Below are 21,658 nucleotides of genomic sequence, written 5' to 3'. Positions count from 1 at the left end.
CTCACCACACCCCTTCCGGATGTCGCCGTGCCACGCTCTGCATCTCGGCGAGGATGTAGCCCATCTGCTCGGTGTGCAGCCCGTCGCGGCCGGCCCGTCCGCCGACCCGACCGATTCGGCCCACCTCGGGTGTCTGCACCTCCGCGGCGCGCAACACCTGTCCGATGACCTCGTCGAATTCACCTCGCACGGTGGCGGGATCGACGCCGACACCGGCCGCGGCGAGAGCGATCTCCTCGGCGGTGGGGACGAAGAGCTCGTCGACGTAGGGCCTGATCTGGGCCAGGGCGCCGACCAGTCGTCGTTTGGATTCGTTAGTGCCACAACCGAGTGTGACGATCCAACGAGCCGCGTAGTCGCGATGGTAGGTCAGTTCCTTGACGCCCTTGTCGGCCACCGCGGCCAGGACGGGGTCACGGGAGGTCCGCAACCGATCCACAATGGCGAGCCGCCAGGTGGCGAAGACCAGGAGCCGGACCATCGAGACCGCGAAGTCGCCGTTGTCGACCTCGGTGAGGTGTACGTTGCGGAAGTCTTGCTCGTCCCGGAAGAACGCGAGAGCATCCTCGTCCGGAACCGGTGTGGTGTCCGAAATGTGTGGCACCACCGTGGGATTGGCGGCAGCCGCACGGGCCAGCAGCAGCCGCGCGGCGCCGAGCAGATCGAGACCGATGTTGGCCAGCGCCACTTCCTCTTCGAGTTCGGGTGCATGCGTGCACCATTGGGCGAGGCGGTGCGCACTGATCAGCGCATCGTCGCCCAGCATCAGGCAGTAGGTCGCGAGCGCATGGCGGTCGACGTCGTCGGGGACCGTGGTGTCGACACCGGCGAGCGGGTCGTCGAAGCTGGTGCCGAAGGCCCATTGTCCGTGCGAGTCCTCGTCGACGAGTCCCTGATAGGCGTTGTCGTGGTCTGTCATGTTTCTGTCCGTCTCCTCGCCGTCACTCACATGTGGGGGACGTTGTCGGGGATCTCGTAGAACGTGGGATGGCGGTATACCTTGTCGCCGCTGGGGGCGAAGAACGGGTCCTTCTCCGACGGGCTGGTGGCAACGATGTCGCTCGAGCGCACCACCCAGATGCTGACTCCCTCGTTGCGACGGGTGTACACGTCCCGGGCATGCCGCAAGGCCATCTCGTCGTCGGCAGCGTGCAGAGAGCCGACGTGGACGTGGTTGAGTCCGCGCTTGCCGCGCACGAACACCTCGTACAGCGGCCATTGCGCCTTGATCTGGCTCATCGGTGATTCTCCTGTTCTCGCACGGCGAAGGCGGTGGCGGCGTCGCGGACCCACGCTCCATCCTCGTGGGCGTTGCGGCGCACCGCGATGCGTTGGGAATTGGTGGCGCCGTTACCCTTGACGACCTCGGCGAACTCGCTCCAATCGGGTTCGCCGAAGTCGTAGTGTCCGCGATCGGGATTCCATGCGAGGTCGGGGTCGGGGAAGGTGACGCCGAGTGCTTGCGCCTGCGGCACACTCATGTCCACGAACTTCTGTCGCAGGTCATCATTGGTGTTGCGTTTGATGCCCCAGGCCATCGATTGTTCGGTGTTGGGCGATTGGTCGTCGGGCGGTCCGAACATCATCAGCGCCGGCCACCAGAACCGGTCGACCGATTCCTGGACCATGGCGCGTTGGTCCTCGGTGCCCGACATCATGGTGGTGAGCAGTTCGTAACCCTGCCGCTGATGGAACGACTCCTCCTTGCATACCCGGATCATCGCCCGGGCGTACGGCCCGAAGGAGCTGCGGCACAGCGGAACCTGGTTGCAGATGGCGGCTCCGTCGACAAGCCAGCCGATGGTGCCGACGTCGGCGTAGGTCACCGTGGGGTAGTTGAAGATCGACGAGTACTTCTGCTTGCCGGAGATGAGCTTCTCCGTGAGGTCGTCACGATCGGCACCGAGCGTCTCCGCGGCGGAGTACAGGTAGAGACCGTGACCGGCCTCGTCCTGCACCTTGGCCATCAGAATCGCCTTGCGCCGCAACGAGGGTGCGCGGGTCAACCAGTTACCCTCGGGCTGCATGCCGATGATCTCGGAGTGTGCGTGCTGGGCGATCTGGCGGATCAGCGTCTTGCGGTAGCCGTCGGGCATCCAGTCGCGTGGTTCGATGCGCGCCTCGTCGGCGATCGTCGCGTCGAACCACTCCTGCAGGTCGGTGGTGTCGATGGTGGGGCTGCTCATCTCACTTGCCTTGTCGTCGGGGGCTGTGTCGCCGTGCGCCGTGCGTGTCTCAAACCGCTTAGCGGCCGGCGAAGCGCGGCTTGTTCTTGTTCAGGAATGCCTGCACGGCGGCCGCGTGGTCGGCGGTGGCCCCGAGGTGTCGTTGGGCGTCGAGTTCGCGGTCCAGTGCCGCATCGAGGCCGTCGGCGGAGGCGCCGACGAGTGTCTTGATCCGGCGGTACGCCTCGGTGGGTCCGGTCGCGAGACGCAACGCCAGTTTGTCCACTGCCGTGTCGAATTCGGCGTCGTCGACGACGCGGTGCACGAGTCCCCAGTCGGCGGCCTGTACGGCATCGACGCGGTCGCCGAGCATCAGCAGTCCCATCGCCCGGCTCGCACCGAGCATCGACACGAGGTGATGCGACAGCCCGGAGTCGCTGGCCAGCCCGATGCCGGCGAAGGCGGTCGCGAAGGTCGCGTTCTGCGAGGCGATCCGGATGTCGGCGGTCAGCGCTATGCCGAGTCCGGCGCCGACACACGCTCCGCGGATGGCCGCGACGACGGGGACGTCGATGGCCGCCAACGCGCGAATCACCGGGTTGTAGTGTTCGGCGACGGTGTCCATCGCGTGTTCGGGTGATTTCTTCAGTTCGGCGACGTGATCGCCGAGATCCTGTCCGACGCAGAAGTTCTTGCCGTCGGCCGTGAGCAGCACCGCACGGACGCTGCGGTCGCCGGCGACCTTGTCGATCGCCTGGAGCAGTGCGACCTTGGTGTCGACGTCGAGCGCATTGTGGGCTTTCGCGCGGGCCAGGGTGATGGTGGCGAGCCCGTCGGCGATCTCGAGGGTGGTGGTCATCTTCTCTCAGCCTTTCCAGTCGTAGAATCCGCGGCCGCTCTTGCGTCCGAGTTCGCCGCGAGCAACCTTGTCGCGCAGCAACTGTGGCGGTTCGAAACGCGGACCCAAAGTCGCGGTGAGGTGTTCGGCGACGGCCAGGCGTACGTCGAGACCCACCAGGTCGGTGGAGCGCAGCGGGCCCATCGGATGTCGATAGCCCAGTTCCATGGCCCGATCGATGGATTCGGCGTCGGCGACGCCCTCCTCCAGCATGCGGATGGCCTCCAGGCCCAGGTGCACGCCGAGACGGCTGGTGGCGAAGCCGGGTGAGTCGTTGACGACGATCGCGGTCTTGCGCAGCGCCTGCGCCCACCCGACGACTGCGTCGACGGTCGCGGTGGCGGTCTGCGGCGCGCGCACGATCTCGACCAGTTCCGAGACGGGCACCGGGTTGAAGAAGTGCATGCCAACGAACCGGGTCGGATCGGGCAGTGCCGCACCGAGTTCGGTGATCGACAGTGAGCTGGTGTTGGATGCGATGATCGTGTCGGCGTCGAGCGTCTTCGCAAGTTGGGTGAAAACATCGAGTTTGAGCGCGGTGTTCTCCGGCACCGCCTCGACGACGAGGTCGAGATCGGCGGGGAGTTTGTCCGGTGCTCCGACGGTGCTCACCCGCGCGAGCACGGCGTCGGCTTGTTGGCCGTCCAGCTTGCCGCGTTCGGCGGCGCGTCGAAGTCCGGTATCGACACGCTGATACGCGGCCTGTTGATCGACGGTCTCGGCGATGGTGACCGTGGCCCCGCGTTCGGCGAAGACCTGCGCGATGCCGGCACCCATGCGACCACCGCCGACGACGCCCACGCGAGCCGGAACCTGATTGCTGCTCATGACTTCCTCTCCAGAAATGCACTCATCCGCTGGGCCTTGTCGGCGCTCTCGAAGAGCACGGCCTGCACGATGTCGTCGGCCCACGGGTGATGTCCCGGGGCGTCGATGACCTTTTTCGACAGCCGCAGCGCCAACGCCGATTGCGTGACCACACGATCGACGACGGCGTGGGCGGCGACGAGCGGGTCGTTGGAGATGTCCATCACCAGGCCGTGACGCAGGGCCGTGCCGGCATCGAGTCGCGCTCCGCCGAGCAGAACCTGCTTGGCGACCGAGGTACCCACCAGCTGCGGCAGCCGGTAGCTCGCGCCGGCTGCGGCGAGAATGCCCAGTGCGGGTTCCGGGTTGCCGAACACCGCGTCCGGCGCTGCAATCCGGATGTCACACGCGTAGGTGAGCTCCGCTCCCCCGCCGAGCGCATAGCCACGCACCGCGGCGACCGTCGGCAGCGGCAGGGCCGCTACCCGGTCGAAGAGGGTCCGGTTGATGCCGGCAAGGGCATCGTCGCGGGTGCGCCGCGCGAGTTGGGCGATGTCGGCGCCGCCGGCGAAGGTGCCACCCGCTCCGGTGAGGATGACCGGCTTCGGTGCCTGTTCGACGGCGGCGCACACCCGGTGCAGTTCCGCGATCATCTCGCCGGTGATGGCGTTGCGCTGGTCCGGGCGGTTCAGCGTCACCACATAGCGATCACCGCCGTCGACGATCAGGACGTGCGCCAGGTCGTCGAGCTCCGGCACCGCTGTGCCCTCGGCAACACCACTGGACATCTCCGAGCCTCCTCACACTGTGGACTCTTCTAGTAATAACCGACTGTTTGGTCGGCTGGCAACCCCTGAGTCGAAATACCTACCGACTCTCGCATCGGCGTTTGCCATGATGAGCATGTGACTGATGAACAGGTGACCACGGTGAAGCCCGCGAAACCCGCGAAACGCACCGGCCGCCCGGGCCGCCCCGGCTACGACCTCGACTCGCTGCTCGCCGTAGCGGTCAAGGTCTTCAATGAGAAGGGTTACGACGGCACCAGCATGGATGTGCTCGCCGACCGGCTGGGCATCAGCAAGTCCTCGATCTATCACCACGTGTCGGGCAAGCAGGAACTCCTCGAGCTGGCCCTCGGGCGTGCTCTCAATGCCCTGTTCGCGGCGACCACCGAGACGGGCGCCACCGAGGGAAGGTCCATCGAGCGCCTCGAATACCTGGTCAGACGGAGTGTGGAGATCCTGGCTGCGGAGCTTCCCTACGTGACCCTGCTGCTGCGGGTACGCGGAAACAGTGCCGTGGAGAGACGTGCACTTGCCCGTCGGCGGGAGTTCGACGAGTTCGTCGGCAACCTGGTGATCGCGGCCGCGGAGGAGGGCGACGTCTCCCCCGCGGTCGACCCGGCATTGGTCGCGCGATTGCTCTTCGGCACCGTCAATTCTCTGATCGAGTGGTACCGCCCCCGCGTCGGCATCAGTGCCGACGATCTCGCCGACGCCGTCGTCGCGATGACCTTTGACGGATTGCGTCGTCCCCGCACCTGACGCGACCTCCCTCTTGACATGGGACCTTGGTCCCAGCGATGGTAATTACCGACCGAATGGACGGTAGAGGGAGTTGACTGTGAGCCGGATGTTGGACAGCTACGCACAGGGACGGTGGTACACCGCACCAGACGAGGGCACCGCGTTGCCCGACGCGGTCGACGGATCGGAGGTCGCGCGGATCAGCTCGACCGGCCTGGATCTGGCCGGGATGGTGGACTACGCACGAACCGTCGGCGGGCCGGCGCTGGCGGCACTGACCTTTCACGAACGCGCCGCGCTGCTCAAGCAGCTCGCGCTGACCCTGATGGCCGGGAAGGACGAGTTCTACGAACTCTCCCGGCGAACCGGAGCCACCGATCGCGACTCGGCCGTCGACATCGACGGCGGATTCGGCACGGTCCTCAGCTATGCGAGCAAGGCGCGTCGCGAACTCCCCAACGACACCGTGTATCTCGACGGAGCCGTGGAACCGCTGGGCAAGAAGGGTACCTTCGCCGGGCAGCATATTTACACCTCTCGGCGCGGAGTTGCGGTGCAGATCAACGCCTTCAACTTCCCGGTCTGGGGATTCCTGGAGAAACTGGCGCCCGCATTCATCGCCGGCGTGCCGTCGATCATCAAGCCGGCCAGCGCCACCGCATACCTCACCGAACTCGTGTTCCGTCGGATCGTCGAAAGCGGAATCCTTCCCGAGGGATCGGTGCAGTTGCTCTGCGGGAGCGCACGCGATCTGCTCGATCATCTCGACGGCCAGGATTCGGTGGCATTCACCGGGTCCGCCGACACCGCGGCCCTGCTGCGCGCGCATCCGACGGTCGTCTCGTCGGGCCTGCACTTCACCGCCGAGGCCGACTCGCTCAACGCCTCGATTCTCGGCACCGACATCGGTGTCGACGATCCCGAATTCGAGCTCTACATCAAGCAACTCGTCACCGAGATGACCGTGAAGGCCGGCCAGAAGTGCACCGCGATCCGCCGCGCCCTGGTTCCCGAAGCACTCGTCGACGCGGTGATCGAGGCGGCATCTGCGCGCCTCACTGAGGTCCGCGTCGGCAATCCGAGCAATCCCGACGTCCGGATGGGCGCGCTGGCGGGCATCGAACAACGCGACGAGGTACTCAAGGCCGTTCGCGGACTGACGAAATCCGCCGACATCGTCTTCGGCGATCCCGATCATGTCGACGTGATCGACGCAGATCCCGGCAAGGGCGCCTTCCTGTCACCACTGTTGTTGCGGGCCAACGATTCCACTGCACCCGAACCACACGACATCGAGGCCTTCGGGCCGGTGGCCACCGTCATCGGGTATCGCGACTGTCCCGACGCCGTGGCGTTGGCGGCGCGCGGGCAGGGCAGTCTGGTGGCGTCGCTGGTCACCACGGATTCCGACCTCGCCGGCGAGGTGGTCCGAGGACTGGCCCCGTTCCACGGGCGCGTGCTGGTGCTCAACTCCGAGGATGCCGCCGAATCCACCGGTCACGGTTCGCCGTTGCCGGTCCTCGTTCATGGTGGTCCCGGGCGTGCCGGTGGTGGTGAGGAACTCGGCGGTATCCGCGGAGTGCTCCACCATATGCAGCGCACCGCCGTTCAGGGGACGCCGAATGTGCTGACCGCCGTGGGGCGTCGCTGGGTCAGCGGTGCCGATCGCCGGGAAAGTGACGTGCATCCTTTCCGGAAGGACCTGTCACAGTTGCAGATCGGCGACACCATCGTCGGCGGTCCACGCACCGTCACGCGCGCCGACATCGACCACTTCGCCGAGTTCACCGGCGACACATTCTACGCCCACACCGATCCGGTTGCGGCCGCGGCCAATCCCCTGTTCGGCGGGATCGTCGCCCACGGGTACCTGGTGGTATCTCTGGCGGCCGGACTGTTCGTCGACCCGGCTCCGGGTCCAGTCCTGGCGAACTTCGGGGTCGACGGTCTGCGGTTTCTCACGCCGGTGAAGGCCGACGACAGCCTGACCGTCACCTTGACCGCCAAACAGATCACGCCACGCCAGAGCGCCGATTACGGTGAGGTGCGCTGGGATGCCGTCGTCACCAACGCCGACGGCGCCCCGGTGGCGACCTATGACGTACTCACCCTGGTCGCCAAGGGCCAGGACTGAGCCGATTCAAAGCCGAATTGAGGAGCACACCATGACCATTCGCGTTGCCGTCTGCTACGGCGAGCCCACCGACCCCGCCGCCTTCGACGAGTACTACGAACGGGTGCACATCCCGCTGGCCAATGCGATTCCGGGCCTGACCGACTACACCTACGCCAAGTCGTCATCGCTGGACGGTTCGCCGGCACCGTACTACTCGGTGGCGAGCCTCTACTTCGCCGACGCGGAGTCACTCAAGGCCGGGCTGACCTCGCCGGAGATGGGAGCGGCCGCCGCCGACGTCCCCAACTTCGCCACCGGCGGCGTCACCATGTTCACGCATGAGGAAACCTCGGTCCGTCCATGACAGCGACACCCGCATCCTCGATTGACGATCACCCGATCGCCCGCCGGATGTGGGCCGAGGACAACGCATCCCGCGCGCTCGGCATCGAGTTGATCGAACTCGATGCCGGGCGGGCCCGGACCTCCATGCGGGTCGGGGCGCAGATGGTCAATGGCCACGGCATCACCCACGGTGGCTACGTCTTCATCATCGCCGACACCACCTTCGCCCTGGCGTGCAACAGCGGCGCCGATGCGGCAGTGGCCGCACGCTGCGACATCCGATTTCTCCGGCCCACTCGCGAGGGTGACGTCCTCGTGGCCGAGGCCCACGAGGTGCAGAGCTTCGGCCGCAACGGCATCTATGACGTCACCGTCACCTGCGATGGTGACGTGGTCGCGGAGTTCCGCGGTGACAGTCGGACGATTCCGGCGCGGCGGGACTGAGCGGGCGCGACGCCGCACCTCGCCTTACATCGACCTAACCGATGCATTAGCTCAATTAAATGCGCTGTACAGAACCAATCACCCCCTGAATCATTGACGACAACACACGTGATGATCAGCGGACTTTTTTGGAGGGTTACGGTGACAAACGAACAGGTCGAGGTGCTGATCGTCGGCGCAGGTCAGGCCGGTATCGCGATGAGCGAGCACCTGAGCGCACAGGGAATCGAGCACTTGGTGCTCGAGAAGGATCGCGTCGCCGAACGGTGGCGCTCCTGGCGCTGGGACTCCCTCGTCGCCAACGGCCCCGCCTGGCATGACCGCTTCCCGGGCATGACCTTCGACGGTGACCCCGATGCGTTCGTCGGCAAGGAGGGCGTCGCCGATTATCTCGCCGCCTACGCGTCGATGATCGACGCGCCGATCCGCACCGGCGTCGAGGTGACCTCGGTACGCAAGCTCGACGACGCTGCCGGATTCCGGGTGACCACCACCGACGAGACGATCGACGCACGCTACGTCGTCTCGGCCACCGGCGCCTTCCAGAAGCCGGTCATCCCACCGTTGGTTCCCGCGAACTCCGGACTGCACCAGATTCATTCGAGTTCGTATCACAATCCGCAGCAGCTGCCCGACGGCGCCGTCCTCGTCGTCGGAGCCGGTTCGTCGGGAGTGCAGATCGCCGACGAACTGCGGGCGTCGGGACGTTCGGTGTACCTCGCCGTCGGCCCGCACGACCGGCCCCCGCGCAGTTATCGTGGCCGCGACTTCTGTTGGTGGCTGGGTGTTCTCGGCAAGTGGGATGCCGCAGCTCCCCCGGCCGGAGCCGAACACGTGACGATCGCGGTCAGTGGCGCGCACGGCGGACACACCGTCGACTTCCGTGGCCTCGCCGCCGACGGCATCACCTTGCTCGGTCGTGCCGAAGGGGTGACCGATGGCGTGATGACCTTCGCCGACGACCTGCGCACCAACATCGAGGCCGGTGACGCCAACTACCTGTCGATGCTCGACGAGGCCGACGCGTACGTCGCCCGCAACGGCCTCGACCTGCCGGAGGAACCCGAAGCACGGGTGATCGGCCCGGAACCGGCATGCGTCACCGATCCCATCCGGTCACTGGACCTTGCCGCACAGGGCATCACGTCGATCGTGTGGGCCACGGGATTCGCCTATGACTACGGCTGGCTCCAGGTGGACGCGCTCGACGAGAACGGGCGCCCCCGCCATCAGCGTGGCATCTCCAGCGAACCCGGCGTGTACTTCCTCGGACTGCCGTGGCTGTCGCGCCGCGGGTCCAGCTTCATCTGGGGTGTGTGGCACGACGCCAAGTATCTCGCCGACCAGATCGCCATCCAGCGTGGCTATCTCGCCTACCGCGCGCCGGTCGCCGAGCCGACCCCGGTCGGATAGTCCACCGACCCCACCACACCGAGAGGACATCACACCATGACCGCCACCCCACTGACCCCCACCCACACCCGCATCCGGCCGTTCAACACCCGCGACACCTATCCCGAGCAGAACCTCGACAACGACCTGTGCCAGGCCGTCGTCGCCGGTGGCGTCGTGTATCTGCGCGGTCAGATCGGTCAGGATCTCGACACCCGCGAATCGGTGGGCATCGGCGACGTCGAAGCCCAGACCGAGAAGGCCATGAGCAACATCGCCATGCTCCTCGACGAGGCCGGAAGCTCGTTGCGCGACATCGTGAAGGTGACCGTCTACCTCACCGACATCCGCTACCGCGAAACCGTGTATCGGGTGATGGGACGCTGGCTGGCCGGCGTGTTCCCGGTGTCGACCGGTCTCGTCGTCGAGGCCCTCGCGCGCCCCGAGTGGCTGGTCGAGATCGATGCCACCGCCGTACTGAGCGATTCGGGAGACGCCCGATGACCCTGTCACTGATCGCCCGTGACCCGGCGACCGGAGCCTTCGGCATCGTCATCTGCTCCTCGAGTCCGGCGGTCGCGGCTCGTTGTGCGCACGTACGCCCAGGCGTCGGTGTGGTGGCCTCGCAGAACATCACCAATCCGGCGTTGGGTACCGCGGTACTCGACGGCCTGGCGGCCGGTTCGGATGCCAGCACCGCACTGAAAGCCGCTCTGGCGCAGGAGGACTTCCCCGATCACCGGCAGGTGACCGTGGTCGACGCGCGGGGTGCCGGCGGGGCCCACTCGGGTGCGCTCAGCCTCGGCGTCCACCATCACCTCGTCGGCGATCAGGCCGTGGCCGCAGGCAATCTCCTCGCCGACGTGTCGGTGATCGACGCCCTGCTGACCGGCTACACCGACAGCGGCTCCACCGACTTCGAACGACGTCTCCTCGACGGTCTGGGCGCCGCAATCGAGGCCGGCGGTGAGGCCGGCCCGGTTCACTCGGCGGGTCTGCTCGTCACCGGCGACGTGGCGTGGCCGGTCACCGACCTGCGGGTGGACTTCGCCGACGACCCGTACGCCGACCTCGAGGCACTGTGGCGCCTGTGGCAGCCACAGAAGGACGACTACCGGGTGCGCGGCGTCGACCCGACCCGCGCCCCGTCGTATGGCGTTGCGGGGGATCTGTGACCTCGCCCGACACCGTCGTCTCGGCTCAGGTGACCGCCGATCATGACGTCCTCACCGCCCTGTCCCGCGACCTCTACGACGATCCCGAAATCGCCTGGGAGGAAGAGCGTTCCGCGCGCCGGGTGGCCGATCGGCTGGCCGACGCCGGATTCTCGGTCACCGAACGATTCTGTGACCTGGACACCGCCTTCGCCGCCACCGTCGGCAGCGGAGATCTACATATCGCCCTGTGCGCCGAATACGATGCGCTGCCCGGTCTCGGCCACGCCTGCGGCCACAACCTGATCTCGGCGATCACCGTCGGCGCGGCACGTGCGCTGACGCCGGTCGTCGACGACCTGGGCATCACGCTCAGCGTCATCGGCACCCCGGCCGAGGAGGGCGGCGGCGGCAAGATCGAGATGCTCGAACGCGGCGGATTCGACGGCCAGCACGCCGCGGCGATGGTTCATCCCGGTCCCGTCGACGTCGCCCGCGCGCGACCATTCGCGGTGTCGCACAGCCACATCGAGTATCACGGCAAGGCCGCCCACGCCGCCGCCTACCCCGAACGTGGCGTCAACGCCGCCGACGCCTTCACCATCGCCCAGGTGGCCATCGGATTGCTCCGTCAGCAGTTACCGTCGTCGGTACGTGTGCACGGCATGATGACCCGTGGCGGTGAGGCGCCCAACGCCATCGCCGAACGCACCGAGGGCCGGTGGTATGTGCGCGCCGAGACGCTCGCCGAGCTGGCCGAGGTGGAACCCCGCGTCATGCGGTGCTTCGAGGCGGGCGCACTCGCCTCCGGCGCACAGCTGACCGTCACCCCGGAATCCAAGCCCTATGCCGAATTCCGCACCGACGACGAGCTTCTCGGCTGCTACGAGCGGCGCGCACTGGCTCTTGGACGACGCTTCGAGTCGGGGGCGGATTCGATGATGGCGCGGGCGTCCACCGACATGGGCAACGTGTCGCAGGTACTGCCGGCGATTCACCCCTACATCGGCATCGATTCCATGCCTGCGGTGAACCATCAGATCGAATTCGCTTCCGCCACACTCACTTCCGCGGCCGAAGTCGCCATCGTCCAGGGCGCCATCGCGCTGGCCGGCACGGTGATCGACGCGGCGACCGTGTCGTCGATCCGGAAGCGACTCACTCACCAGGAGCCCTGATGATCTCGTCCGACCGTGGTGCCGTGCGTATCGAGCACGATCTGCTCGGTGACCACGACGTCCCCGCCGACGTCTACTACGGCGTGCACACCTGCCGAGCGCTCGACAACTTCCCCATCAGCGGCGTGCCGATCGCGCGGTACGGCGATCTGGTGATCGCGCTCGCCTCGGTGAAACAGGCTGCCGCCGAGACCAATCGCGACCTCGGATTGCTCGACCCCGGTATCGCCGACGCGATCATCGCGGCCTGCAACGAGATCCGCGAGGGCGCACTGCATGAGCAGTTCGTCGTCGACCAGATTCAGGGCGGGGCGGGAACGTCGACGAACATGAACGCCAACGAGGTGATCGCCAATCGGGCGCTGGAGATCCTCGGATACTCGCGCGGTCGCTACGACATCGTCCATCCGCTCGAACACGTGAATCTCGGACAGAGCACCAACGACGTGTACCCGACGGCGGTGAAGGTCGCCCTCGCCCGCGCGGCGCACACCCTGGAGCACTCGTTGCGCGAGTTGGCTTCTCGATGCCGATCCAAGGCCGACGAGTTTGCCGACGTCCTCAAACTGGGTCGCACCCAGCTGCAGGACGCGGTGCCGATGACGCTCGGTCAGGAGTTCGGCGCGTACGCGGTGACCATCGCCGAGGACGCCGACCGGATGAGCGAGGCGACTCTGCTCATCGCCGAGATCAACCTCGGTGGCACCGCGATCGGCACCGGCCTCAACACCGACCCCGATTACGCGGCACGCGCCTGCGAACGCCTTGCGGCGATCACCGGCCTGCCGTTGTCCACGGCCGACGACCTCGTGGAGGCGACCTCGGATGTCGGGGCCTTCGTGCAGCTGTCCGGCGTCACCAAGCGCGCCGCGGTGAAACTCTCCAAGATCTGTAACGACCTGCGGCTGTTGAGTTCCGGACCACGGTCGGGGTTAGGTGAGATCACCCTGCCGGCGGTGCAAGCCGGATCGTCCATCATGCCCGGCAAGGTCAACCCGGTGATCCCGGAGGTGGTCAACCAGGTGGCGTTCGAGGTGATGGGCAATGACCTCACGGTGAGCGTCGCGGCCGAGGCCGGCCAGTTGCAGCTCAACGCCTTTGAGCCGATCATCGTGCGCGCGCTGCTCTCCTCGCTGACTCATCTGGCCGCTGCGGTCGACGTGCTCGGCACGCGGTGCATCGCCGGGATCACACCGAACGTCGATCGGATGCGTGAGGCCGTCTACGGTTCCGCCAGCCTGGCCACCGCACTGAATCCCCTTCTGGGCTACGAGACCGCCACCGCCCTGGTCGCCGAGGCGATGTCGACCGGCGCATCGATCCCCGATCTCGTGCGGCGGGGGGCACTCGTCGACGAGGCCGTGCTCGAGCGGATTCTGAGCCCGGTTCATCTGCGTCGGACCGGCCAACAGTCGCCCTCGCCGGTCGAGTAGCCCTCGACGGGGCCCAGGACGAAGAAGGTCACCCCGGCGACGGGAGGGTCGCGCCCAATCGCGGACACGACAGTGCCGCAACAAGATAGCCACGCAGCAGGGAGCGCGCCCGGGGTGCGTCGAGGTTCTCGTTGCGGCCGACGAGGTGGATGCCCACTCCGTCCTCGAGTGCGACGGCGGTGGCCGCGATGTCGGCGGCGTCGCCGTTGATCACGAAATCCCCGGTGCGCACACCGTCGGCGATGACGTCGCGGTACAGCGACGCCTCGAGTTCGAACAGGCGCGCCATGAGCTCCGCATGACGTGTCACCCGGGCACTGTGCAGATGCAGTTCGTAGAGCGCCGGCCACATCGGGTCGTCAGGGTCGCAGATCCCCAGATCCACGAGCGCACCGAGTCGGTCGAGCGGATCGTCGTGCTGCGCCATCACGTCTCGGCGCCCCCGATAGAACCGCTCGACGGCGGTCTCGTGTACCGCCAGCAACAGGTCGTCGAGTTCGGGGTAGTAGTAGGCGACCGATCCGGGCGACAACTGCGCGGCGGCGGCGATGTCCTTGATCCGCAATCCGATCAGGCCGCGCTCGGCGATGGCAGCCGTTGCCGCGGTGATGATTTCAGCGCGACGGGCATCTTGCCGGCGGGGACGGGCCATGCCTGCCGATCCTGCCCTGCACCGCACCTCGATGCAAGCGTGCACTTGCATCGGTTCCGCCGATGTCGCGGATCGAATCTTCGGATGACGAGATGTCGGTTACAGGTGGGCGAACCGGCAGGTCTCGCGATACCGTCGAATCATTCTTTGCGATTGAGCGCAAAGAATGCCCATCCCAGCGACCCGCTGATCGGCACAGCCCAGCCCACGGAGCGTTCCCCATGCGTGACCCCCGCTATGACATCCTCTTCGAACCGGTCAAGATCGGGCCGGTGACCGCCCGCAACCGTTTCTTCCAGGTCCCCCACTGCAACGGAATGGGATACCGCGACCCGTCGGGGGAGGCCGCGATGCGCCGCGTCAAGGCCGAAGGCGGGTGGGCGGTGGTCTGCACCGAGCAGGTGGAGATCCATCCCACCTCCGACATCGGGCCGTTCATCGAACTGCGACTCTGGGACGACCAGGACATGCCGGCGATCGCGCGCATCGCCGACCAGATCCACGAGGGTGGCGCGCTGGCCGGAATCGAACTGGCGCACAACGGCCTCAACAGCCCGAACCTCATCAGCCGCGAAACCCCGCTCGGCCCACAGCATCTGCCCGTCGTGTCGTGGAACCTCGACCCGGTCCAGGCCCGCGCGATGACCAAGGCCGACATCGTCGACCTGCGCAAGTGGCATGCCGATTCGGTTCATCGCTCGCTGGCCGCCGGATATGACATCGTCTACGTCTACGCCGGCCACGCCATCGGCGGCCTGCACCACTTCCTGTCACGGCGGTACAACAACCGCACCGACGAGTACGGCGGCAGCCTGGAAAACCGTATCCGGCTGATCCGCGAGATCCTCGAGGACACCCGCGAGATCGCCGACGGCAAGGCCGCCGTCGCCTGCCGCATCTCCGTCGACGAACTCCTCGGCGACGAGGGCATCACCCGCGCCGAGATGGAGGACGTCTTCGGCATCATCGGCGAGCACCCCGATCTCTGGGATCTGGTGCTGGGCAGTTGGGAAGATGACTCGGTGACATCGCGTTTCGGCCCCGAGGCCGAGCAGGAGCCGTACGTCACCGGCCTCAAACAACTCACCACCAAACCGGTGGTCGGTGTCGGCCGCTTCACCTCCCCCGACACCATGGTGCGCCAGGTCAAGGCCGGCGTCCTCGACCTCATCGGTGCCGCGCGCCCATCGATCGCCGACCCGTTCATGCCCAACAAGATCGAACGCGGAGACCTCGAGGACATCCGCGAATGCATCGGATGCAACATCTGCGTCTCCGGCGACTTCACCATGTCCCCCATCCGCTGCACCCAGAACCCGACGATGGGCGAGGAGTTCCGCCGCGGCTGGCATCCCGAACACATCGCGCCGAAGGCCTCCGACTCGTCGGTGCTCGTCGTGGGTGCCGGACCCGCCGGCCTGGAAGCCGCTCGCGCCCTGGGCAACCGGGGATACTCGGTCACCCTGACCGAGGCCGGTCGAGTCCTCGGCGGGCGCCTCGCACGGGAGTCGAAGCTGCCCGGGCTCTCCGCATGGATCCGGGTGATCGACTACCGGCTACAACAGATCGAGAAACTCGACACCGTCGACATCTACCGCGAATCGCCGATGACGGAACAGGACATCCTCGAGTACGGCTTCGACCACGTGCTCGTGGCGACCGGCGCCTCCTGGCGTCGGGACGGTGTCGGCCGCTGGCACACGCACGGCATCGAGATCGAGGCCGGCACAGATGTTCTCACGCCCGACGACATCACTTCCGGGCTGCGCCCACAGGGCAACCGGGTGGTCCTCTTCGACGACGATCACTACTACCTCGGTGCGGTCATCGCCGAGATGCTCGCCAAGGAAGGATACGACGTCACCCTGGTGACGCCGGTACCGCAGGTGTCGCAGTGGACCACCAACACCATGGAATCCCACCGCATCCGGGCACGCATCATCGAGGCCGGTGTGGCCGTGCGCACCGACACCGCCGTCACCGCCATCCGCGACGGTGGCGTCGACACGGCGTGCCGGTTCACCGGCCGCGCCGGGCAGATCGAGGCCGACTCCGTCGTCCTGGTCACCGCGCGCCTGCCGCACGACGAGCTCTACACGGGTTTGCATGCGCGCGAGGACGAGTGGGCCGACGCCGGCATCCGCAGTGTGCGTGGGGCCGGTGACGCATGGGCACCCTCGACGATCGCCGCGGCCGTCTGGTCGGGACACCGCTACGCCGAGGAACTCGACACGCCCCCGTCCGATGCGCCGGTCCCGTTCCGACGCGAGGTGACCCAGTTGTCGATCGAGCCGGTGTTCCGCACCCCGGTTTCGGTGTCCTGACCCGCGCGCCATAACCCCACCGCCGCAACCCACACCACCACAATTACACCGCCGCAGCCGAATACTCCGGAGTCGCCATGTACGCCCAGCACATCTTCACCAATGCAGCCGTCTGGCAGACCGGCGATGGCGCATCCGGCGCCGACACCGTCGCCGTGGCCGACGGGGCGATCATCTCCGTCGGCGGCGGCGTGGATCGCGCTCTCGTCGGCCCTCGGACGCAGGTGCACGACCTGGCGGGTGCGAGCCTGCTGCCCGGCTTCATCGACGCCCACGTGCATCCGGTGGCCGGGGGGCTGGCCGCGCTGCGCTGTGACCTGTCGGAGTTGCCGCATGATCGTCGGCGTTACCTCGACGCCATCGGGGCCTATGCCCGCAGCCATCCGGATGAACCGGTCATCAGCGGAAGCGGTTGGTATGGTGACGCTTTCCCCGGTGGACTGCCCACCCGCGGCGATCTCGACGAGGTCGTCGCCGACCGGCCGGTGGTGTTGTCGAGTCATGACGGTCACGGCGTGTGGGTCAACTCGGAGACGTTGCGGCGCACACGCATCGACGCCTCGACCCCCGATCCCAGCGGCGGGCGCATCGAACGCGACCCGACCGGCCGGCCGACCGGGGTGCTGTTCGAGCGGGCCGGCGACCCCGCGAACGCCCTCATTCCGGCCTACGACGACGAGTTCCTCCGTCGTGCGTTGCTGACCGCGCAGTGCCGGCTGCATGCGGTGGGCGTCACCGGCTGGCAGGATGCGGGCGTGGACATCCCGGCATTCGGACTGTCGGACACGCTCGCCACCTATATCGCCGCCGATGCCGCCGGAGAGTTGACCGCGCGGGTGTGCGGCGCACTGTGGTGGGCCGCGGAGAAGGGTCTCGGGCAGCTCGACACGCTGCTCCAGCGACGAGAACAGGCGCACGGCACTCGCTTTCACGTCGACACCGTCAAGGTGATGCAGGACGGGATCTGCGAGAACTGCACCGCCGCGATGCTCGCACCGTACACCCACCTGCCTGCCGGGGCCGCGCCGGAGGGTCTGTCGTTCATCGATCCGGCGGAGCTCGACGAGGTGTGTGCACTGCTCGCGCGCAACGACTTCCACATCCACATGCATGCGGTCGGCGATCGTGCGGTGCGGGAATGCCTCGACGCGCTGGGCGCCGCCATCCGGTCACGACCGGATGGCGCTGCACGCCATCAGATCGCCCATCTCGACATCGTCGACCCCGCCGACATCCCACGCTTTGCCGAGCTCGGCGTCATCGCCAACATTCAGGCGCTCTGGGCGCGTCGCGACACCGAGATCATCGAACGCAAACTTCCCCTGCTGGGCGACGACCGGCAGCGGTGGCACTTCCCGTTCAGGTCGATCCTGTCGGCCGGCGGCGCTTTGGCGATGGGCAGCGACTGGCCGGTCACCGATCCGAATCCCTTGTGGGCCATCCACACCGCGGTCCATCGGACGGGTTCGCTGGCCGACCCGCACGCCATCGGCGACGACGCCCGAACCGTCCCACTCGTCGCCGAGGAAGCCATCGGGCTGCGGGCGGCCGTCGACGCCTACACGATCGGCGCGGCACGCGCGATGCATGCCGACGACGCGACCGGGTCCATCGAGGTCGGCAAGGATGCCGACCTCGTCGTCCTCGACGGTGACATCCGTGAGGCGCGTGACATCGGTGAGATGACGGTGCGGATGACGATGGTCGGCGGTGCGGTGGTGCACGACGCCTGAGGTTTGTGTCCCGCGATTATCGGCACGTCAGTGCAGCCGTTCGAGGTCAGCGAAACGGTCGAATCCCCAATCAAAGGTCAGGATGCGAGTTATCCCGTTGGCGCGCATCGCGGCAACGTGTAGAGCGTCGGAGCACCAGCTCCGCCGAGGACAAGCGGTATGGCGGCGTCGATGTCCTCACGGCGGATCGAGAAGACATCATCGACAAGTTCGTCGAGCGCGTTGCATGCCGGTTCGATTGCGTCGAGTCGCTCAATCGCGGCGTATCGGCGCAGCAGTTCTTGATAGACCTCGGCGTCAGTGACAAGCCTGGTCTCGTCGAGAATCAACTGATCGAGAATGTCGCGGGCCCGATCCCGATGTGGGTGATCGGCGCCGACGAGATACGTCGGGATGTTGGCATCCAGAAAGACACTCACGCCAGGTAGCCGCGTTCGGTCTCGTCAAGCAACTGTTCGATATCCCCGGTCGGGAACTCATGGGTGAGTGCCTTCCTCAGCGCTGCCAGCTTTCGTGCCTGCGTCTGACGTGGTTGTTGTGCACGCGCTTCTCGCAGGGCAGCGCGCACCCACTGCGACACAGTCTCGCCCTGCCGCTGAGCGAACGCCTCGATCTCGGCATACTCGTCGTCGTCCATCACGACCTGTAGACGTTTAGTCACTCAGTGAGTATGACTCGCTCAGGGCTGATCATGCCGGTCTCGGGCACGTGCGGAGCCTACCCACGGTCCATTGCTTCGGCGACTCGCGCGGGCCCAGTCAGCTCACGCGACACCCCCACGTCCACGCCCTCGTTGCACTGAGCGCGCCAGCACGCAGGCACCGCGTCGAGCAGAACCACCCGCGCCAATCCCCCCGATCCGATCGACGTCGTCGACGAGGCGACTCCCAGAGATACGACGGTGGCCCGGCCCCTCCAGCGGAGAAGCCGGGCCACCGTCGTGATCGCGTCTCAGCCGACAGTTTCGGTGATCCGCGGCTCGTCGGTCACCACCGGTTCTGCTGCGGCAGAAACACTCCCCCGTCCGCGGAGATGGCCGGCGACCGCGATCAGGGCGAGCAGCGCCAGGGTGCCGAGGGTGAACACCTCGAACCTCATGCGGCCGACTCCCCACGTCTCGAGGAAGTCGTAGTCGATGCCGACGAGGTTCTCCAGCGTTCCGGGGAAGACCGCCACCCACACGCCCAGCGCGGCCCAGAACGTCGTCACGGCGACGGCCACGGTGATGCCCACGCGCCCACCGGGAATCGAGTAGGAGCGGCCTCGCGCAGGATGGGTGAACCGCAGGCGAAGCGCCGCCGGGAACACGAAAAGGTATGCGACGAGGGAGGTGGAGATGGTGATCGTGAGCACGACGGCGAACGTCGCGGCACTGTCGCCGCGGGAGAACAGCACACCGGCGACCATGAACACCAGCGCGATGACACCGGTGAACACGTTGACGCGCACCGGAGAATCCCGCTTCTCGTCGAACTTCGCGAAGTAGGGGAAGAAGCCACCGTCGGCCGCCGCGACGGCCAGCGCACGGTTCGCGGCCAGCGCCCAGGTGGCACCGGTGACGCCGAGGCCGACGATGAAGGCCAGCACCGCGAGCTTCACCAGAAGGCCCGCAGCCGGGCCGTAGACGCCGAAGACGGTGTCGACGGCGGCCATGAATCCGCCGATGCCGGTGATCTTGTCTGCCGGGAGCACCAGGAGCAGGGCCAGCACCGGCAACGCGTAGACCAGGATTCCGACGAAGCCGCTGACCGCAATGCCGCGGGGAACGTCACGCTGCGGGTTGGTCATCTCACCGCCGGCCTGACTCGGCACCTCGAAACCGACCAACGAGAACAGCAGCAGCGGAACAAGTCCCAGGAAACCGGTCATCGTGGGCGACCAGCTCACCGCGCCGATGCCGTGGAACCCGTGCTGGAGACCGAAGATGACGGTGGTGATCAGGAAGACCGCGGCGAGACCGAGTTTCAGGTAGGTACCGATCCGGAAGACCACCCGGGCCCGCCGCATCGACAGCAGTGTGACACCCACCGAGGCGCAGACGAACACGACCTTGAACGCATAGTCGCCGACGGTGCCCTCGCCCACCGGGCGAATGAAGCTGCTCCACGCCTCGGTACTGATGAACGCGAGCGAACCGCCGATCCACAGCGGGTTGATCGACCAGTACATGATGGTGGCGATCGAGCCGGGCAGTCGGCCGAAGGCACGTTTGACCCACTCGTAGAGGCCACCCTCGTCGGGGAAGGCACTGCCCAGTTCGGCGGTCACCAGGCCGTAGGGAACCATCCACAACACGGCCAGCACGAGCAGCCAGGTGAAGGTCTCCCCACCGAAGGACGAGATCTCACCGACCATGTCCAGGCTGATGAGTGCCGACAGGATCATGATCGGGACGTCGAGACGGCGCAGCGAATGCCGCAGATGCAGATCCGGCCCGTCCTGGGCCACTGGATGAGTTCCCATGAGTCAACTCCTGCTCGACGAGGGGAATGAAGACGTGTGCTACCAGCCTGAATGCCGAGGTTTCATCTGTACAGTCTTTGTTTCCGTGGTTTAGTATCGGAAGAGTCGAATCAACGAGGTGAGACATGGCGGACTACACGCTGCGGCAACTCGAGTACTTCGTGGCGGTCGCCGAAGCCGGCAGCATCACGAAAGCGGCCACCGCCGTACACCTTTCGCAATCGGCGATGTCGACGGCACTCACCGACCTGGAGGGCTCCCTGGGAGTCCAGTTGTTGGTACGCCACCACGCGAAAGGCATCACGCTGACACCGTCGGGCCGCGAGTTGCTGGTCGCGAGCAGGCAACTGCTGGCGTCGGCCGCCGACCTGCGGTCGATCGCCCACGGCATGGGCGGCTCCCTGACCGGGTCCTTGTCGATCGGCTGCTTCGAGGTGATGGCGCCCTATCTGCTGCCCGAATTACTCAGTACCGCAGCGGAAAAGCTGCCGCGGCTGCAGTTGCAGACCACCGAGGTCGACCTCGCGGATCTCGCCGAGGGCGTCGCCGATGGCACCTTCGAACTCGGGATCGGTTACGACCTCGTCGACGATCCCCGGCTGAAGCGGTGGCCACTGCGGACCGTGCCACCCTACGTCCTCGTGTCCGGTTCACACAGGCTCGCGAAGCGGAAATCGGTACGGCTGCACGAACTCGCGGACGAACCCATGGCCCTACTCGACCTACCGCACAGTCGCGACTATTTCGGCCGGGTCTTCCGGGAATGCGGGGTCGAACCCAACGTCCGGTATCGATCCACCACCGTCGAGACCTGCCGCGCACTGGTGGGACGAGGACTGGCCTACACCGTGCTCAACCTGCAGTCGGCGGTCCCCATGGCGCTCGACGGACACGCGGTCGCGTCGATCCCCATCGCCGACGACGCCCCAGCCCTGACCATGGTGCTGCTCAACGCGATCGCCGCGCGGCCGACCAGGCGGGCCGGGGTGGTCGCCGAACTCTGCCGCGACCTGTTCGGGACATAG

Annotated in this window: 22 protein-coding genes; 12 read left to right on the top strand and 10 right to left on the bottom strand. The window is 66.8% G+C overall.

Going from position 1 to position 21,658, the window contains the following annotated elements:
- Position 1: 1 nt before the first annotated feature.
- From paaC to ABLE94_RS10775, 6 genes are read right to left on the bottom strand one after another with little or no spacing between them, the layout of a single operon-like run.
- Entirely contained in the window at positions 2–919 is a 918-nt protein-coding gene (gene paaC, locus ABLE94_RS10800; protein WP_348804685.1) for a 1,2-phenylacetyl-CoA epoxidase subunit PaaC, read from the bottom strand.
- 26 nt (positions 920–945) lie between these two features.
- Positions 946–1,239 carry a 1,2-phenylacetyl-CoA epoxidase subunit PaaB gene (gene paaB, locus ABLE94_RS10795; RefSeq protein WP_348804684.1) on the bottom strand — a complete coding sequence of 98 codons (294 nt, stop codon included), beginning with the start codon at positions 1,237–1,239 and terminating at the stop codon, positions 946–948.
- Complete coding sequence (gene paaA, locus ABLE94_RS10790; RefSeq protein ID WP_348804683.1) at positions 1,236–2,186, bottom strand: 1,2-phenylacetyl-CoA epoxidase subunit PaaA; 951 nt, start codon at positions 2,184–2,186, stop codon at positions 1,236–1,238. Before paaA ends, paaB begins: the two co-directional genes overlap by 4 nt.
- 58 nt (positions 2,187–2,244) lie before the next feature.
- Positions 2,245–3,024, bottom strand: coding sequence for an enoyl-CoA hydratase-related protein (locus ABLE94_RS10785; RefSeq protein ID WP_348808725.1), 780 nt, complete (start codon positions 3,022–3,024; stop codon positions 2,245–2,247).
- Between the two features lie 6 nt (positions 3,025–3,030).
- On the bottom strand, positions 3,031–3,891 hold the full coding sequence (locus tag ABLE94_RS10780; RefSeq protein ID WP_348808724.1) for a 3-hydroxyacyl-CoA dehydrogenase family protein: 861 nt from the start codon (positions 3,889–3,891) through the stop codon (positions 3,031–3,033).
- On the bottom strand, positions 3,888–4,658 hold the full coding sequence (locus ABLE94_RS10775; RefSeq protein WP_348804680.1) for an enoyl-CoA hydratase/isomerase family protein: 771 nt from the start codon (positions 4,656–4,658) through the stop codon (positions 3,888–3,890). The genes ABLE94_RS10780 and ABLE94_RS10775 overlap by 4 nt, the downstream gene beginning before the upstream one ends.
- Positions 4,659–4,799: 141 nt before the next feature.
- On the opposite strand from ABLE94_RS10775, the gene ABLE94_RS10770 reads away from it, so the two are divergent.
- From ABLE94_RS10770 to ABLE94_RS10730, 9 genes are all read left to right on the top strand, one after another.
- Positions 4,800–5,417 carry a TetR/AcrR family transcriptional regulator gene (locus ABLE94_RS10770; protein WP_348808809.1) on the top strand — a complete coding sequence of 206 codons (618 nt, stop codon included), beginning with the start codon at positions 4,800–4,802 and terminating at the stop codon, positions 5,415–5,417.
- 79 nt (positions 5,418–5,496) lie between these two features.
- Positions 5,497–7,533 (top strand): phenylacetic acid degradation bifunctional protein PaaZ, encoded by a 2,037-nt coding sequence (gene paaZ, locus ABLE94_RS10765; protein WP_348804679.1) that lies wholly within the window; start codon positions 5,497–5,499, stop codon positions 7,531–7,533.
- A gap of 31 nt (positions 7,534–7,564) precedes the next feature.
- On the top strand, positions 7,565–7,879 hold the full coding sequence (locus ABLE94_RS10760) for an EthD family reductase (RefSeq protein WP_348804678.1): 315 nt from the start codon (positions 7,565–7,567) through the stop codon (positions 7,877–7,879).
- The gene (gene paaI / locus ABLE94_RS10755; protein ID WP_348808723.1) at positions 7,876–8,304 is read left to right on the top strand and encodes a hydroxyphenylacetyl-CoA thioesterase PaaI; all 429 of its coding nucleotides are present in this window, start codon (positions 7,876–7,878) and stop codon (positions 8,302–8,304) included. The genes ABLE94_RS10760 and paaI overlap by 4 nt, the downstream gene beginning before the upstream one ends.
- A 141-nt stretch (positions 8,305–8,445) precedes the next feature.
- Positions 8,446–9,717 carry a flavin-containing monooxygenase gene (locus ABLE94_RS10750; RefSeq protein ID WP_348804676.1) on the top strand — a complete coding sequence of 424 codons (1,272 nt, stop codon included), beginning with the start codon at positions 8,446–8,448 and terminating at the stop codon, positions 9,715–9,717.
- A 36-nt stretch (positions 9,718–9,753) separates the two neighbouring features.
- Positions 9,754–10,200: a RidA family protein gene (locus ABLE94_RS10745; protein WP_348804675.1), complete on the top strand. Its 447-nt coding sequence runs from the start codon at positions 9,754–9,756 to the stop codon at positions 10,198–10,200.
- A complete protein-coding gene (locus ABLE94_RS10740) occupies positions 10,197–10,871 on the top strand; it encodes a DUF1028 domain-containing protein (protein ID WP_348808722.1) in 675 nt (224 codons plus the stop codon). The genes ABLE94_RS10745 and ABLE94_RS10740 overlap by 4 nt, the downstream gene beginning before the upstream one ends.
- Positions 10,868–12,028 carry a M20 family metallopeptidase gene (locus tag ABLE94_RS10735; protein ID WP_348804673.1) on the top strand — a complete coding sequence of 387 codons (1,161 nt, stop codon included), beginning with the start codon at positions 10,868–10,870 and terminating at the stop codon, positions 12,026–12,028. The genes ABLE94_RS10740 and ABLE94_RS10735 overlap by 4 nt, the downstream gene beginning before the upstream one ends.
- Positions 12,028–13,461, top strand: a complete 1,434-nt coding sequence (locus tag ABLE94_RS10730; RefSeq protein ID WP_348804672.1) for an aspartate ammonia-lyase — start codon at positions 12,028–12,030, stop codon at positions 13,459–13,461. The genes ABLE94_RS10735 and ABLE94_RS10730 overlap by 1 nt, the downstream gene beginning before the upstream one ends.
- 28 nt (positions 13,462–13,489) lie before the next feature.
- Here ABLE94_RS10730 and ABLE94_RS10725 read toward each other — a convergent pair whose 3' ends face one another.
- Positions 13,490–14,113, bottom strand: a complete 624-nt coding sequence (locus ABLE94_RS10725; RefSeq protein ID WP_348804671.1) for a TetR/AcrR family transcriptional regulator — start codon at positions 14,111–14,113, stop codon at positions 13,490–13,492.
- 221 nt (positions 14,114–14,334) lie between these two features.
- On the opposite strand from ABLE94_RS10725, the gene ABLE94_RS10720 reads away from it, so the two are divergent.
- The gene (locus tag ABLE94_RS10720) at positions 14,335–16,437 is read left to right on the top strand and encodes an oxidoreductase (protein WP_348808721.1); all 2,103 of its coding nucleotides are present in this window, start codon (positions 14,335–14,337) and stop codon (positions 16,435–16,437) included.
- 77 nt (positions 16,438–16,514) lie between these two features.
- Positions 16,515–18,170 carry an amidohydrolase gene (locus ABLE94_RS10715; protein ID WP_348808720.1) on the top strand — a complete coding sequence of 552 codons (1,656 nt, stop codon included), beginning with the start codon at positions 16,515–16,517 and terminating at the stop codon, positions 18,168–18,170.
- An 89-nt stretch (positions 18,171–18,259) separates the two neighbouring features.
- Here the strand turns inward: ABLE94_RS10715 and ABLE94_RS10710 are convergent, their stop codons facing one another.
- The 3 genes from ABLE94_RS10710 to ABLE94_RS10700 all read right to left on the bottom strand — a co-directional run bounded on the left by ABLE94_RS10710 (position 18,260) and on the right by ABLE94_RS10700 (position 20,633).
- Complete coding sequence (locus ABLE94_RS10710; RefSeq protein ID WP_348804668.1) at positions 18,260–18,589, bottom strand: type II toxin-antitoxin system VapC family toxin; 330 nt, start codon at positions 18,587–18,589, stop codon at positions 18,260–18,262.
- On the bottom strand, positions 18,586–18,831 hold the full coding sequence (locus ABLE94_RS10705) for a plasmid mobilization protein (protein WP_425476182.1): 246 nt from the start codon (positions 18,829–18,831) through the stop codon (positions 18,586–18,588). Before ABLE94_RS10705 ends, ABLE94_RS10710 begins: the two co-directional genes overlap by 4 nt.
- A gap of 290 nt (positions 18,832–19,121) precedes the next feature.
- Entirely contained in the window at positions 19,122–20,633 is a 1,512-nt protein-coding gene (locus ABLE94_RS10700; protein ID WP_348808719.1) for an APC family permease, read from the bottom strand.
- 125 nt (positions 20,634–20,758) lie between these two features.
- On the opposite strand from ABLE94_RS10700, the gene ABLE94_RS10695 reads away from it, so the two are divergent.
- On the top strand, positions 20,759–21,658 hold the full coding sequence (locus ABLE94_RS10695) for a LysR family transcriptional regulator (RefSeq protein ID WP_348804664.1): 900 nt from the start codon (positions 20,759–20,761) through the stop codon (positions 21,656–21,658).

Source organism: Gordonia sp. VNK1 (assembly GCF_040049135.1).
GTDB lineage: Bacteria > Actinomycetota > Actinomycetes > Mycobacteriales > Mycobacteriaceae > Gordonia > Gordonia oleivorans.
Note: the sequence above shows the minus strand (reverse complement) of the source record. Positions and strands in the feature narration are given on the sequence as shown.